This window comes from Bradyrhizobium sp. Kon56 (assembly GCF_055807635.1).
In genome coordinates this window covers 96,751-111,048 of record NZ_JBVVOU010000008.1, presented here as the reverse complement: position 1 = coordinate 111,048, position 14,298 = coordinate 96,751, and the positions used below count along the sequence as shown (strand labels likewise).

At 63.6% G+C, this 14,298-nt stretch carries 16 protein-coding genes; 10 read left to right on the top strand and 6 right to left on the bottom strand.

Annotated elements, in window-relative coordinates; translation table 11 throughout:
- Nucleotides 1-18 precede the first annotated feature (18 nt).
- From AC0L3B_RS15435 to AC0L3B_RS15425, 3 genes are all read right to left on the bottom strand, one after another.
- Nucleotides 19-525: a peroxidase family protein gene (locus tag AC0L3B_RS15435; RefSeq protein WP_473380669.1), complete on the bottom strand. Its 507-nt coding sequence runs from the start codon at nucleotides 523-525 to the stop codon at nucleotides 19-21.
- A gap of 172 nt (nucleotides 526-697) precedes the next feature.
- Entirely contained in the window at nucleotides 698-1,669 is a 972-nt protein-coding gene (locus AC0L3B_RS15430; protein WP_085353482.1) for an MBL fold metallo-hydrolase, read from the bottom strand.
- Nucleotides 1,670-1,978: 309 nt separating this feature from the next.
- The gene (locus AC0L3B_RS15425; RefSeq protein WP_473380668.1) at nucleotides 1,979-2,644 is read right to left on the bottom strand and encodes a GntR family transcriptional regulator; all 666 of its coding nucleotides are present in this window, start codon (nucleotides 2,642-2,644) and stop codon (nucleotides 1,979-1,981) included.
- A 118-nt stretch (nucleotides 2,645-2,762) separates the two neighbouring features.
- Between AC0L3B_RS15425 and AC0L3B_RS15420 the strand changes: the two genes are divergently transcribed.
- The 10 genes from AC0L3B_RS15420 to AC0L3B_RS15375 all read left to right on the top strand — a co-directional run bounded on the left by AC0L3B_RS15420 (nucleotide 2,763) and on the right by AC0L3B_RS15375 (nucleotide 11,602).
- A complete protein-coding gene (locus AC0L3B_RS15420) occupies nucleotides 2,763-3,557 on the top strand; it encodes an enoyl-CoA hydratase/isomerase family protein (RefSeq protein ID WP_018454422.1) in 795 nt (264 codons plus the stop codon).
- 9 nt (nucleotides 3,558-3,566) lie between these two features.
- Nucleotides 3,567-4,826, top strand: a complete 1,260-nt coding sequence (locus tag AC0L3B_RS15415; protein ID WP_204511108.1) for a CaiB/BaiF CoA transferase family protein — start codon at nucleotides 3,567-3,569, stop codon at nucleotides 4,824-4,826.
- A 52-nt stretch (nucleotides 4,827-4,878) separates the two neighbouring features.
- Nucleotides 4,879-5,871 carry a Bug family tripartite tricarboxylate transporter substrate binding protein gene (locus AC0L3B_RS15410; RefSeq protein WP_085353479.1) on the top strand — a complete coding sequence of 331 codons (993 nt, stop codon included), beginning with the start codon at nucleotides 4,879-4,881 and terminating at the stop codon, nucleotides 5,869-5,871.
- A gap of 101 nt (nucleotides 5,872-5,972) precedes the next feature.
- The gene (locus tag AC0L3B_RS15405) at nucleotides 5,973-6,455 is read left to right on the top strand and encodes a tripartite tricarboxylate transporter TctB family protein (RefSeq protein WP_085353478.1); all 483 of its coding nucleotides are present in this window, start codon (nucleotides 5,973-5,975) and stop codon (nucleotides 6,453-6,455) included.
- Between the two features lie 11 nt (nucleotides 6,456-6,466).
- Nucleotides 6,467-8,053 carry a tripartite tricarboxylate transporter permease gene (locus AC0L3B_RS15400; protein ID WP_473380667.1) on the top strand — a complete coding sequence of 529 codons (1,587 nt, stop codon included), beginning with the start codon at nucleotides 6,467-6,469 and terminating at the stop codon, nucleotides 8,051-8,053.
- Nucleotides 8,050-9,054, top strand: coding sequence for a 4-hydroxythreonine-4-phosphate dehydrogenase PdxA (locus tag AC0L3B_RS15395; RefSeq protein ID WP_018454417.1), 1,005 nt, complete (start codon nucleotides 8,050-8,052; stop codon nucleotides 9,052-9,054). Before AC0L3B_RS15400 ends, AC0L3B_RS15395 begins: the two co-directional genes overlap by 4 nt.
- 130 nt (nucleotides 9,055-9,184) lie before the next feature.
- Nucleotides 9,185-9,394, top strand: coding sequence for a hypothetical protein (locus AC0L3B_RS15390; protein ID WP_083926364.1), 210 nt, complete (start codon nucleotides 9,185-9,187; stop codon nucleotides 9,392-9,394).
- Nucleotides 9,388-9,516 (top strand): hypothetical protein, encoded by a 129-nt coding sequence (locus AC0L3B_RS15385; RefSeq protein ID WP_018454416.1) that lies wholly within the window; start codon nucleotides 9,388-9,390, stop codon nucleotides 9,514-9,516. The genes AC0L3B_RS15390 and AC0L3B_RS15385 overlap by 7 nt, the downstream gene beginning before the upstream one ends.
- 13 nt (nucleotides 9,517-9,529) lie before the next feature.
- Entirely contained in the window at nucleotides 9,530-10,591 is a 1,062-nt protein-coding gene (locus AC0L3B_RS15380) for a glycosyltransferase family 4 protein (RefSeq protein WP_085353476.1), read from the top strand.
- Between the two features lie 12 nt (nucleotides 10,592-10,603).
- Nucleotides 10,604-11,602, top strand: coding sequence for a L,D-transpeptidase family protein (locus AC0L3B_RS15375; RefSeq protein WP_085353475.1), 999 nt, complete (start codon nucleotides 10,604-10,606; stop codon nucleotides 11,600-11,602).
- A gap of 42 nt (nucleotides 11,603-11,644) precedes the next feature.
- On the opposite strand, the gene AC0L3B_RS15370 is transcribed toward AC0L3B_RS15375, so the two are convergent.
- The 3 genes from AC0L3B_RS15370 to AC0L3B_RS15360 all read right to left on the bottom strand — a co-directional run bounded on the left by AC0L3B_RS15370 (nucleotide 11,645) and on the right by AC0L3B_RS15360 (nucleotide 14,042).
- Nucleotides 11,645-12,061 carry a cupin domain-containing protein gene (locus tag AC0L3B_RS15370; protein ID WP_085353474.1) on the bottom strand — a complete coding sequence of 139 codons (417 nt, stop codon included), beginning with the start codon at nucleotides 12,059-12,061 and terminating at the stop codon, nucleotides 11,645-11,647.
- A gap of 10 nt (nucleotides 12,062-12,071) precedes the next feature.
- On the bottom strand, nucleotides 12,072-12,815 hold the full coding sequence (locus AC0L3B_RS15365; RefSeq protein WP_085353473.1) for an SDR family oxidoreductase: 744 nt from the start codon (nucleotides 12,813-12,815) through the stop codon (nucleotides 12,072-12,074).
- Between the two features lie 234 nt (nucleotides 12,816-13,049).
- A complete protein-coding gene (locus tag AC0L3B_RS15360) occupies nucleotides 13,050-14,042 on the bottom strand; it encodes a formylglycine-generating enzyme family protein (RefSeq protein WP_256465054.1) in 993 nt (330 codons plus the stop codon).
- Between the last annotated feature and the right edge of the window lie 256 nt (nucleotides 14,043-14,298).

Below are 14,298 nucleotides of genomic sequence, written 5' to 3'. Positions count from 1 at the left end.
GCCATTCGTCGTTTGGCGTCAGCGGAATTTTGAACTCGTTTCCCGACTTAGGGGCCCATGGCTGAACCAATTATGCGTTTCGAACTGGATCCAGGCGGCGGCCAGCAGATTGAGGCTGGTCGCCGGAATAAATTCGTGGCGCGCCAGCAATTCCTCCGAGATCACGCGCGGACTGGGTTCGAGCAGGTCGTCCAGGCTGTCCGGTACGCATTCTGACAGCGCGAAATTGCGTCCGAACCGGGCGCCAGCCATGCCCATGCGCGGATGGTCGAGGCTGTTGAACGAGCCGTCGGCGGAACGCCACCGGTCATTGCCCGTGTTCCAGCGAGGCGATGTCGTGCCGTAGCCGGTATGGTGCAGATTGCGCTCCCGCAGACGGTCGCGGAACGCCGAGAGATTGGCGGCTCCGAGCAGGGTCGGCAGTTTGTCCCATGTGACAAAGAAGTTGACGGCCCGATAGATAACATCCGGGACCCATTGGAGAAGGTCGCGATGGAAGACAAAACCATCGTTCTCGCGGGACATTGACGCTCCCAAACGCAATTGAGCGAAATGAACTTAACTTGCAACAGGAAGTAATGTTTGCCAACGCCGCCGGAGGCATCACGAATTTGAAGTTCTTTACCGGCCAGTCGGACGGCGGTGATCGTTCGGATGGTCCGGGCGGCGCGTGCGTCGCCCGGACCAGATCCGGCGATTACAAAGTCATCTGCATCGGTTCGGGATAATAGTGGAATCCTTCACCCGCCTTGGCGACATGGCCATAGCCCGGCCAGGCGAAGTGATAGGACATCACGGGCGTCTTGTTCGCAGCAAGCATGGTCAGCAGTTTTACGCGTGACTCGGCCGCCTGCTTCGGGTCGGTGTCGTAGGAGAATTCCATCCGCGGCCGCTCGAGCAGCAGGACGGGATGATGCGACAGGTCACCAAGGAAGGCGAAGGACTTGCCGGCCGACGAGACCATGAAGATGGTGTGGCCGACGGTATGACCGGGCGCTGCGATTGCCTGCACGCCAGGCAGAAATTCCTGGCCGTCCTTGAAGAACACGATGCGGTCGCGGACCGGCAGCAGGTTCTTGCGGGCGTGAACGACGAAATCCTTGGCCGCGCTACCGAGCTTGCCTTCGTCGGTCCAGAAGTCGAAATCGGTCTGCGAGATGTAGATCTGCGCGTTGGGAAACAGCGGCTTGCCGCCGTCGTCCACGATGCCGCCGATGTGGTCGATATGGGCATGCGAGCAAACCACGGCGTCGATGTCGCCGGGCTTGATGCCGGCCTCGGTCATGCTCTTCTGCTGCCGACCGGTGGTGGCGCCGAACATCTTGGATGAGCCCATGCCGGTATCGAACAGGATGAGCTTGTCGCCGGTGTTGACGATCGGCGAGTTCTGCTCGAGCACGACATTGTCCGGCGACAGGAAATTGTCGACGAGCATCTTCTTCACCTCTTCCTTGGAAACACCGGTGAAGGTGCCCGAGGGATCGCCCAGGGGAAGCGGTCCGTCGGACACGACGGTGACTTCGGCGTCGCCGAGAACGAAGCGGTGCCAGTAGGGCGTCTGGGTGCCGAGCTTGGGAGCGCGCGCCAAGGCGCTGCCGCCGAGCATTGCGCTGGCACCAAGGCCAGCCCCGAGGGTCAACAAGGACCGACGTGAGACATCGATTGTCATGCGTTTCCTCCGCTTTTGTCTTTTGTTTTGCGCAATTGCTTGCGCGTTACATTCGGCCCGCGCCGATGGTCGAATGCTGCGCCGGTTCAGGCAGGCGAGCAAGTGGAATTGATTTGGCGATGATCTCGGTTTGTCGAAGTTGGATGCGCAATTCCGGCGCGCGACAAAAGACGTCCGTTGCCGACGAGCCTCGTCAGCACGATCCGTGCCAGTACGGCCAAAAGCAATCAATGATTGTGTCGTGATTGTGTCTGCTGGCCGCCCGATACGGCGTGACCGCAAGATTCTTTGTACGCCGCGACCTATGGCTCACGCAATTCTCGGCGCGAGCTCGCTCCCTTCCGTTTCGGCAAAGCCCGCCTGCAAAACCTCTTCGCGCTTGTGGCGCAAATGCGCTCGCAGGATATGGGCGAGGCCGACGCCGTCGCGCCTCTGCAGTGCGTTCACGATGGCATCGTGCTCCTTCACGGCGACCGCCCAGCGTTCGGGCGTCATCGGCGTGACATAGCGCGCGCGGCGGATGCGCGCGGTCACGGACGTATACAGCCCCGCGAGCACCGGGTTTCCGGCCGCAACGACGATGGCTTCGTGAATGGCGCGGTTGCCGCGATAGTACTGGATCAGATCGCGTTCGCGATAATGCCGCACCATGTCCGCGTGCGCGGCAGCGATCGCGTCGATCTCGGCATCGGTGATGCGTTCGCAGGCGAGTTCGCCGGCGAGCGCCTCGAGGCCCTGGCAGACCTCGAACAGGTCGCGCATATCCTTGTCGGTCAGTTTTGCCGCACGCGAGCCGCGATGCGGCAGGAGTTGCACGAGACCTTCGGCGGCGAGCACCTTGAGCGCCTCGCGGAGCGGCGTGCGCGATATCTGTAGCCGCTCGCACAGTTCGCGCTCGGGAATCCGCGCGCCCGGCGGGATCTCGCCGTCGAGCAGGATGGCCCGGATGCGGCCGACGACTTCCTCATGAAGCATGGGTCTGAAGTCCATTTGAATGCAAAAATGGAGCTATATACGCATTAATGCAAGTTCCGGCTTGTAAATCGATCATTTTGCATTCAAAAATGTAGAAAAGCAGAAGGACATCGAGGAAATGGACCAGCAGGTGAAGGCGGAAGACCTCGTTTTCGAGCGCCAGGACGGGATCGGGCGGATCACCTTCAACCGCCCGCAGGCGCGCAACGCCTTCACTTTCGCGATGTATGAGCGGCTCGCCGCGATCTGCGAGGAGATCAACGACGATCACGCGATCAAGGTACTGGTGCTGCGCGGGGCCGGCGACAAGGCGTTTGCCGCGGGCACCGACATCAATCAGTTCCGCGATTTCAAGTCGCCGCAGGACGCGATCGACTACGAGAACCGCATCGATCGGGTGCTGACCACGCTCGAACAGTGCCGCGTGCCGACGATCGCGGCGATCAACGGGTTCTGCACCGGCGGCGGCGCGGGCATTGCCGCGGCATGTGACCTCCGCATCGGCACCCAAAGCGCGAAAATCGGCTTTCCCATTGCCCGCACGCTCGGCAACTGCCTGTCGATGTCCAATGTCAGTCGTCTCACCGCGCTGATCGGCGCCGCCCGCGTCAAGGATCTGATCTTCACGGCGCGGCTCGTCGACGCGACCGAGGCTGCCAGTGTCGGGCTGCTCGGCGAGGTCGTCGAGGATATCGCCGCGCTCGAAAGGCGCGCGGACGAGGTTGCCAAATTGCTCGCCAGCCACGCGCCGCTGACGCTGAATGCGACCAAGCAGGCCGTGGCGCGCCTGCAAAGGCGCCTGACGCCCGACGAGGGCGAAGACCTCATCCTGATGTGCTACACGAGCCAGGATTTTCGCGAAGGGCTCGATGCTTTCCTCACCAAGCGCGCGCCGCAATGGCGCGGCCAATAGGACGCCCCGATGCAAAGCGATCGCTCGCAATCAACCTCCGGCCGTTCGGGGCCGCTTGCCGGCCTCAAGGTCATCGATCTCACCCATGTCATGGCAGGGCCGACCTGCACCTTGATGCTGGCCGATATGGGCGCCGACGTCATCAAGATCGAGAAATCGCCGAACGGTGACGACACCCGCCATTCGGTGCCGCCGAAGATCGGCGACGAGGCGGCCTCCTTCCTGATGATGAACCGCAACAAGCGCGGCATCGTGCTGGATCTGAAGACCGATGGCGGCAAGCAGGTGTTGCGGCGGCTGATCGCGGGCGCCGACGTGCTGGTCGAGAATTTTGCGCCGGGCGCCATGGAGCGCCTCGGCTTCGGCTATGACGACCTGCACAAGCAGCATCCAACGCTGATCTATTGCTCGCTGTCTGGCTTCGGCCGCACCGGACCCTACAAGCATCGCCGCGGCTTCGATCTGGTCGCCCAGGCCATGAGCGGAATCATGAGCTTTACCGGCGAACGTCCCGATGGTCCGCCCGTGAAATGCGGCCCGCCGCTGTCCGACATCACCGCCGGCCTGCTGGCGAGCATGGGCATCCTCGCGGCCTACACGCACCGTCTCAAGACCGGCGAAGGGCAGTGGGTCGAGACCTCGCTCTATGAGGCCGCGCTGGTGCAGACCTACTGGCAGTCGACCATCGCGCTGGCCGCGGGCACCGCGCCGCGGGCCATGGGTTCGGCGCATCCGCTCAACGCGCCATATCAGGCGTTCGAGGCCTCGGACGGCTGGTTGGTGGTCGGCGGCGCCAACAAGAAGCATTGGCTGTTGATGCTGGAGGCGCTCGGCGCAAGCGAGCTCGCAGCCGATCCACGCTTCGTCACCGGCGCCGACCGCATGGCCAATTTGAAGGAACTCGAAGCTGTTCTGAGCGAGCGCTTCCGCACCCGCACGCGCGCGCACTGGCTGGCGGCACTGGACGAGAAGGGCGTGCCGTGCGGCCCCGTGCACGACATGCTGGAGGCGCTCAGCGATCCGCAGACGCTGGCGCGCGAGATGGTTGTCGAGGTCGAGCATTCCACGCTCGGGCCCGTGAAGACGATCGGCTTGCCGGTCAAGTTTTCGGAGACCCCAGGCAAAGTGCGCACGGGCGCGCCGGTCTACGGTGAGCATACAAGCGAGGTGCTGGCCGAGCATGGGTTCGACCGGAAGCAGATCGACGCGCTCGAACAAGAAGGCGCAATCGTGTTGGCATCGGGAAGAGGCGAGGAACGGGTCGCCTGACCGGACGTCGAAAACAACAAGAACAAGAGACAAAAATAAGCTGGAGGACATCATGGGTCAGACATCAAAACTTCTGCTCTCCGCAGCCGTAATTGTGCTCGCCGGCACGACGCCGGCGCTCTCGGCCTGGCAGCCGCAAAAGCCGATCGAGTTCGTGGCGACCGCCGGGCCCGGCGGCGGCACGGACAATCTCGCGCGCGCCGTGCAGAACATCATCACCAAGCACAAGCTGGTGGAGCAGCCGATCGTCGTCGTCAACAAGGGCGGCGGCAGCGGCGCGGAAGGCTATGTCTACGGCAAGGCGTCCGCCGGCGATCCCTACAAGGTGATCTTCGGCACGTCGAATGCCTGGCAGCAGCCGCTCGTCTCCAAGGTCGCTTTCAACTACACCGATCTCACCCCGATCGCGGCGATGGCGCAGGACGAGTTCCTGCTCTGGGTCAAGCAGGACGCGCCCTACAAGACGGCGGGCGATTATCTGAAGGCGGCCGCATCAGGCGATTTCAAGATGGGCGGCGCGCAGTCAAAGGATACCGACGAGGTGCTGACCCGCATGATCGAGAAGGCCGGCCACATCAAGCTGACCTATATTCCCTTCAAGAGCGGCGCCGAGACCGCCGTGCAGCTCGCCGGCGGACACCTCGACTCTCACGTCAACAATCCCAGCGAGAGTCTCGGGCAATGGCGTGGCGCCACCCAGCGCCCGCTTTGCGTCTTCAGCCCGAAGCGGCTGCCGCAGGGCGCCAAGGTCACCGCGACCGAAGGCTGGGGCGATGTTCCGACCTGCGTCGAGCAGGGCCTCGACATCAAGCAGTATGAGCAGCCGCGCACAGTGTGGCTCCCCGGCAAGGTCACGCCGGACCAGGCCGCGTTCTATGTTGACCTGATGAAGAAGGTGCAGGCGACGCCGGACTGGAAGGACTACATCGAGAAAACCTCCCAGGTCGACACGTTCCTGACCGGTGCCGAGTTCGACAAGTTCATCAAGGAGGATCTCGAGCGCGTCAGGCTGGTTGCGAGCGAGCAGGGTTGGTTGGTCAAGTGAGGCGGCGCACGCCTCAAACCCCTCCGCCGGAACGACAGCGAACGCTGGGAAAACACGTGCGCCATAATCGGACACTGTACGTGGCCTGACCGGAGCCCTCGATGATATCGCGCCGCGCTCTCGAACTTGCGACAGCCGTTCTCACCGGCAGCTTCGGTGTGGCGGTCGTCATTTCCAGCCTCGATAACGGCATCGGCTGGTCGAGCGCGGGCGTGGACGCCGGGACGTTTCCGTTCCTGACCGGGATCATCATCGTGCTCGGGAGCCTCTACAACCTGTTTCGAGGTGTCATGCCGGCCGCGACGCTCGCCAGCGTCCCAATTGCCATCACATCGATCGAGCTGCGCCGGCTTGCCGGCCTGTTCGTGCCGGCCGCGATTTTCGTGGCTGCGATCCCGTTGGCCGGGATGTACGTCGCCTCGGCCCTGTACATCTTCGCGGTGCTGGCGATCCCCCGACAACAATCCGTGCCGCGCGCGCTTGGCATGGCGGCGGCGACAGCGCTTGCGCTCTACGTCGTGTTCGAGCGCCTGTTCCAGGTGAGCTTGCCGCACGGCGCGCTCGCCGCGGCGTTCGGCTTCTGACGGAGAGGCCGATGGACAATCTCGGAGAACTCCTTCACGGCTTCAGCATCGCGATCACGCTGCCGCATCTGGCGCTGATGGTGATCGGCGTGCTGCTCGGCATTTTCGTCGGCGTGCTGCCTGGGCTGGGTGCTCCGAACGGGGTGTCGCTGCTGCTGCCGCTGACCTTCGGCATGCAGCCGGTCTCTGCCATCATCCTGCTCTCCAGCATGTATTGGGGCGCGTTGTTCGGGGGATCCGTGACCTCGATCCTGTTCAACATCCCGGGCGAGCCGTCGTCTGTCGCCACCACCTTCGACGGCTACCCGATGGCGCGCGATGGACGGCCGACGACGGCGCTCGCCACCGCCTTCGGCTCGGCGGCATTCGGCGCGCTGATCGGCGTCATCCTGATCACCTTCCTCGCATCATGGGTGGCGCAAGTCGCACTCGCCTTCGGGCCGGCGGAATATTTTGCGGTCTATTTTCTTGCCTTCGCCAGCTTCGTCGGCATGGGCGGGGCTGCTCCGATCAAGACTGTCGTCGCGCTGGCGATCGGCTTTGCCATCGCCGCCATCGGCATCGACACCGTCTCCGGCAGCGTGCGCCTCACCATGGGCGTCGACGAGCTGGTCAAGGGCGTCAACTTCGTCGTCGCGGTGATGGGCCTGTTCGGCATCGGCGAGCTGCTCGTGGCCGTCGAAGAGGAGTTTCATGCCCGCGCGGTCTCGTCGAAGATAGAGTGGCGCGAGGTGTTTCGCGCGATCGGTCGCCTGCCGCGGCATAGCGTTGCGCTGTTGCGCAGCGCGGCGATCGGATGCTGGATGGGGATCACGCCCGGTGGCCCGACTGCGGCATCGTTCATGAGCTACGGCATCGCCCGGCGCTTCTCGCGCCGTGGCAGATATTTCGGCACCGGGGAGCTTGAAGGCATCATCTCGCCGGAGACGGCCGATCATGCGGCTGGCACCAGCGCGCTTCTGCCCATGCTCTCGCTCGGCATTCCCGGCTCGGCCACTGCGGCCGTCATGATGGGCGGGCTGATGATCTGGGGCCTCAATCCCGGGCCGATGCTGTTCGTCGACCAGAAGGACTTTGTCTGGGGCCTGATTGCCTCGATGTATGTCGGCAACATCGTCGCCGTCGCACTCGTGCTGCTGACCGTTCCGGTCTTCGCGGCCCTGATGCGGATTCCCTTCGTGATCATCGCGCCGCTGATCGTGATCATCTGCGTCGTCGGCGCCTATTCGGTATCGAACTCCTATCTCGATGTCGTCATGATGCTCGGCTTCGGCATCGTCGGCTATCTCTTCAAGAAGCTGTTCTATCCGCTGGCGCCGCTCGTGCTCGCGATCGTCATCGGGGACAAGGCCGAGGACGCGTTCCGGCAGTCGATGCTGATGTCCAAGGGATCGCTCGGGATCTTCTTCGCCAACAAGCTGGTGACATGCCTGATCGTGGCCGGCATCGCACTTTTGCTGCTTCCGCTCGTGCTGCAGCTTGCGCGCCTGCTGCGCAAGCCTGCGCCGTCCACCGACGAGACGACAGCCCAAGAGAGAACGCAAGAGAGAGCTCAAGAGACCGCTCAAGAGACCGCTCGGGAGAAAGTGATCATATGACCGCAAAGCCGCTCATTGCATTGGCAATGGGAGATCCCGCCGGCATCAGCCCGGAATTGACCGCAAAGCTCGTGGTGCAGGACGATATCCGCGCCCGCAGCCAGATTGTCGTGATCGGCGACCGCCGCATCTTCGACGCGGGCGCGCGCGTTGCCGGCGTCGAGCCGGAGCTGACAACAGTGGAGCAGGGGGCCGATCTGCGCGCGGCGGAGGGCGAGACTCTGTTCGTCGACCTCGGCCATCTCGATCCCGGCGACATCCAGCAGGGGATCGCGAGCCTTGCCGGCGGCAGGTTCGCGCTTGCCAACTACAAGCACGCGCTCGAGCTCGGCCGCGACGGCCGGGTCGATGCCGTCTGCTTCACGCCGTTCAACAAGCAGGCGATGCGGCTGGCCCGCGCCGAGTATGACGACGAGATCGCATTCTCCGCCGAAGTGGTCGGACTCAAAACCCCCGCAAGCGAGTTCAATGTGCTGGACCGGCTGTGGAACGCCCGCGTGACGTCCCACATCCCGCTCAAGGACGTCGCCGCGCGACTGTCCGGCGAACGCATCCATAGCGCGCTAAAGCTGACCGATGCCTGCATGCGCAACGCCGGCTTCGCACGGCCGCGCATCGCGGTCGCCGGTCTCAATCCGCATGCCGGTGACGGCGGCAATTTCGGCCGCGAAGAGATCGACATCATTGCGCCCGTGGTCGCCGCCGGCCAGCGCGATGGTATTGCCGCGGAAGGGCCATTTCCCGCTGACACCGTATTCCTGCGCGCCAAGGGCGGCGCCTTCGATGCGGTGCTGACGATGTATCACGACCAGGGCCAGATCGCGATGAAGCTGATGGGTTTTGATCGTGGCGTGACTTTGCTTGGCGGCTTCCCGTTCCCGATCTGCACGCCCGCGCACGGCACCGCGTACGACATTGCCGGGCAGGGCATTGCATCAATCGGGGCCAGCCGCGCCGCGCTGGTGCTAGCCGGAGAGATGGCGGCTCGTCGCGTCGCCTGATTTCTCCGAGGGCGCCTGCTTGTGCCCGCGGTGGCCGTGCGCAGCTTCGGGCCCCACCGGGAAAAAGTGGAAACTTCCGCCGTCGTAACGAGTTGCTGTCCCATGAACGTCTCCATCTCGGAGTTGGAACATGGTAGACGACGACCCGCTGCGAACGGCGGTGGATATTGCTTGGTCCGTTTACCGCGCCCGGCATCGCCACGTCGATGCCGCAGATTGCCGTCGCTGCCTGCTCGAGCGTCATCTGCAAGGGAGATGGGAAGCGCGCGGGAGCGATGCCGAAGAACTCACGGGATTCGGGATTGCCTACCTCGATCGGCTTCCCGAGGACGAATGTTAAGGCTCGTGGAAGGGCTCGTCTGCCGGGTCGCGGCCGCAAGTGCCAGGCCGAATTGGACGCTGCTCGCGATTTCGAACCTTCTGTCCGCCGCGATCGTGCTGATCGTGCGTGCGGCGGCTTGACGGGTAGCCTGCCATGCGCATCGCTCAGCTTGCTCCCCTGGCCGAAAGCGTCCCTCCGAAGCTCTACGGGGGCACCGAGCGGGTGGTGGCCTGGCTGGTGGATGGGCTGGTGGAGCTCGGCCACGAAGTCACGCTGTTTGCGAGCGGCGATTCCAGGACGAATGGTGCGCTTCATCCGGTCTGGCCCCGCGCGCTGCGGCTCGGACAAAAGGGGGCGGACCCGACCGCCGCAAGCGCGATGCTGATGGAGGCAATCGCAAGGCGTGCGAAAGAATTCGACGTAATCCACGCGCATGTCGACTGGCTGTCCCTGCCGTTGCTCAGTCGTCTCGGCGTGCCGTTCCTCACGACCATGCACGGTCGCCTCGACTTGCCCGGACTACCCGACGTCGTCAGGCACTTCCCTGAAGCATGTTTCGTGTCGATTTCCGATCATCAGCGGCTGCCGCTTCCGGATGCGAAATGGATCGGAACCATCCAGCACGGGCTGCCGCCCGATCTGTTTCGGCCGTCCTACGAACAGGGGTCCTATTTGGCGTTTCTAGGGCGGCTCACCGCAGACAAGGGTCCGCAGGACGCCATCCGTATCGCGCGCGCAGTCCAGATGCCCCTCCATATCGCCGCGAAGGTCCCGCGCGCCGAGACGGCCTACTTCAGGAACCACATCGAGCCGAACGTCGACGGCAAGGATATCCGGCTTGTTGGTGAAGTCGATGACGCAAAGAAACAGCCCTTCCTTGCCGAAGCCGCTGCTCTGCTGTTTCCGATCGATTGGCCGGAGCCGTTTGGGCTGGTCATGATCGAAGCGATGGCATGCGGAACGCCCGTGATCGCCTATCGCTCCGGCTCCGTCCCCGAAGTCGTCGAGCATGGATTGACCGGCTTCATCGTCGAGAACGAGGAGCAGGCCGTCAAGGCGATCGGCGAACTGGGAAAACTGGATCGAAGGAAGGTGCGCGCCCGCTTCGAGGAGCGCTTCTCTGCGAGCCGAATGGCGAGGCAGTACGAACACCAATACCGCAAGCTCGCTAGCGCCGCGGCTCGGGAGTTGATCACTGAACCGTCGGAAACGTGAAAGGACCCGGCGATGTCGCTCGGAAAAGCGGGGCAGATTTGCATCTTTCTGGTCTTCGCTCTGGCTGCGCCGCCGGCGTTCGCCGCGGAGATCAACGCCGCTGCCATCAACGTCGCCGAGCCGTCGAAGAAAACCCTGTCGAACGATAAGCCGACCGCGGCCGGGGTCCGGTTGCAGGTCCTGCTGGACCGCGCGCACTTCTCGCCCGGCGCGATCGACGGCAGATTCGGCGAGAACGCCAAAAAGGCGTTGCGGGCCTATGCCGAAGCACGGCAGCTGCCGGTTTCGGACGCCGTGACGGACGATGTCTGGACCGCGTTACGGGCGGACGACCGGCCGGTGACGATGACCTATGCCATCACCGAGCAGGACGTGGCGGGTCCTTTCCTGAAAAAGCTGCCGTCGAAGATGGAGGACATGAAGGAGCTTACAAAGCTCGGCTTCACCAGTGCGCGCGAGGCCCTGGCCGAGAAATTTCACATGAGCGAGCAGCTCCTGGCCGCGCTCAACTCCGGGCGCCATTTCGATCGCGCCGGCGACACCATCGTCGTGGTGGACACATCAGGCGCAGGCGAGGGCATCCCCACCAAGGCCGAGAGGATCGAGGTCGACAAGGTCAGGCAGACCGTAAAACTGTTCGACAAAACGAATGCGCTGATCGGATTTTATCCCGCGACGGTCGGCAGCGAGGAGAAGCCGTCGCCCTCAGGCACGCTCAAGGTCACGGAAGTCAGCCGAAATCCGTACTATCGCTACAATCCCGCTTATCGCTTCAAGGGCGTCCATTCCCGCAAGCCCTTCACCATCAAGCCCGGCCCGAACAATCCGGTCGGCACGGTCTGGATCAACCTGTCTGCCGAGGGCTACGGCATTCACGGCACGCCCTCGCCGGAGAAGATTTCCAAGGCGGAATCTCACGGCTGCGTGCGTCTGACCAATTGGGATGCCGAGCGCGTCGCCGGGCGTGTCTCGAAAGGCACGCCGGTGGCATTCGTAGGCAGCCCCGGATGAAATCAACGCCTCGAGGTGGCAATGCCGCTCGCCGATTGTGCGCTATTTCGGGATCGGCATAGTCAGCTCCTTGTCGGCCGTATCCACCACGAAGACGGCCAGCAATTTTGCGGGTTCGGTCTCGCTGGCATTGGCGCTGACGGCATGGCGGTCGCCGGGCTTTTCGGAGAAGTTCTCGCCCTTGTGAAAGACCTTGACCGGGCCGTCATTGACCTGACTGCGGATCGCTCCTTCCAGGACGGTGGCGTAGATGAAAGCCGAGGGCGCGTGGATGTGGGCCGGCGAGGAGCCTCCGGGACCATACTCGACCAGCACGCCCTTCATGCTCTTGCCCGGGACATTGGGCAGCGCCTGGTCGAACACGACCGTCACCTTGGCCGTGGGCGTCGCCGTCTCGGCGGCATGGGCTGTCAGGAATGATGCGGCATAAACAGCGGTTGCGATCAGCAATCTGCGCATGGGGGTCTCCTCAAAGTCTCGCGAGCCATGTTGCGAGCGGCGTCGTGCCAAGCCGCGCCTCGCCAAGAGGGTTCAGCGATGTGTCGTCGATGGGAGCGCCGTAGTACGGCGCCTTTGGGTCTCCCACCACCGGTCGGGGGTCGCCGGACGCCTTCAGGCGGCGTGCGATGAATTCATTAAAGGGCGCCTTCTCAGGTCCTGCGATATCGATCGTGCCGTTAAGCGGCGGGCTAATCGCGACTTCTGCGAGGCGATCGGCCACGTCCTCGGCCGCGATGGGCTGAAACAATGCCGAGGGAACAACGATCCCACCCTCGGCCGCACCCATCTCGGCAATGGCGCTGAGGAATTCGAAGAACTGGGTGGCGCGGACGATCGAGTAGGGGACCGGCGAAGACTTGATGATAGTCTCCTGCGCCAGCTTGGCGCGAAAATAGGAGTTATCGGGCGAGCGCTCGGTTCCGACGATCGAGAGCGCCACATGATGCTTCACGGCCGCTGCGGCCTCAGTCGCAGCGAGGTTTTTGCTCGAACGCTCGAAGAATTCCAGCACGGCCGCGGGCTCCCAGGACGGCGCGTTGGCAACGTCGACGACGACATCGGTGCCCGCCAGCACTGCTGCGAGACCTTCCCCGGTCACCGCGTTCACGCCCGACTTCGGCGAAGCCGCGACCGCGTCGTGGCCTTGCTGCTTGAGCTTCGCCACCAGCTTGGATCCGATCAATCCGGTCCCGCCGATCACGACGATCTTCATGGCCTATCTCCTCGGCACGTTGCGGGCGCGAGCGTTTCAGGGTCGACGGCGCGCGCGTCGCGATGCGATGAGGCGACTCTTACCGGGGAAATGGGGCAGGCTCTTGCCTGTAACCGGCCCGCCTTGTCCAAAAATGATGAAGATGTTTATCGATCGCCGATAGATAAGTTGCATATCGAAATAGCCCGACGCGCGGAGCGCACCGCTGGCGCCAGCCACCACCAGCGGCGCGCGCTAGATTGCAGCACGTCCTTCGTGTCGGCGTTCGGTTACAGACGGCAATCGCACTACGCAGCGGAACCCGACATGGCTGGTCGAGGTATCGACCGGCTCGGCGTGCCGCGCGGCCGGGCGGTATCGGCGGCAATAGTTCGGCGCGCAGAGGTGCGAGCCGCCCTTGAGGACCTTGAGCGGAATCTGGATGTCGGGGAGGCGAGGGTCGTAGCTTGTGTGCTCACCGCCGCCGCGGGGATTTTTGGGGATGCAGCAGGGTTTTGCGGCGTCGGCGGCGTGTTTTGACGACCACCAGTCGGAGGTCCACTCCCAGACATTGCCGATCATGTCGTAGAGGCCGTAGCCGTTCGGCGGGAAGGCCATGACCGGCGAGGTACGCTCGTACCCATCCTCGCCGAGATTCTGGACGGGGAAGTTGCCCTGCCAGATATTGGCCATGTGTTTGCCGCCCGGCATCAGCGCATCGCCCCAGGCGTATTCCTCCGCCTCGAGGCCGCCACGCGCCGCAAATTCCCATTCCGCCTCCGTCGGCAGGCCCTTGCCGGCCCAGTGGGCATAGGCTGCCGCATCGCTAAAGGAGACGTGGACGACGGGATGATCGTCGAGATCCTCGATGTTGCTGCCAGGACCATAGGGATGACGCCAGTTGGCGCCGCGCAGGAATGTCCACCACTGGCTCCAGTCGGTGAGATCGGTGATGCGCGGCAGCGGTGAGAACACCCGCGATCCCGCGTAGAGCATCTCTGCCAGCGCGCCCGGATAGTCCTTCGGATCGGGAACGATCTGCGCCTCGGTGACATGGCCGGTTGCGTCGACGAACTGCTTGAACTGCCGGTCTGGATCACTGCGAGTGGTTGCCGGATGATTTGAAGACCGGCGCACGGGCGTGCGGTCTATCCAGAAGCCGTCGACAGCAACGCGATGGCTCGGCGCTTCCTCGGGATAATGATGGTCGGATCCCATGCGAAAGGTTCCGCCGGGAATGAAGACCATCTCGCAGATCTGCTCGCAACATGGTGGAAGCTCCGATGCTCGTAGTCCACCTGATGCTACTGCGCCAACCTGGCAGACTTCGACGATAGCTCTCTGCCCGGCCCATTAGACGCATTGTCTAGCCCCATTTTTTTGGCACTCGGGGAGAGAAGGACGCTGCGTCAACATCTCTTTCTTTTGCACGCACGTTTTCGACCACGCGGCAAATCCATGCCGCGTGCGCTCTGCCATCCCCAAAGCGCGTCCGCTCAATATC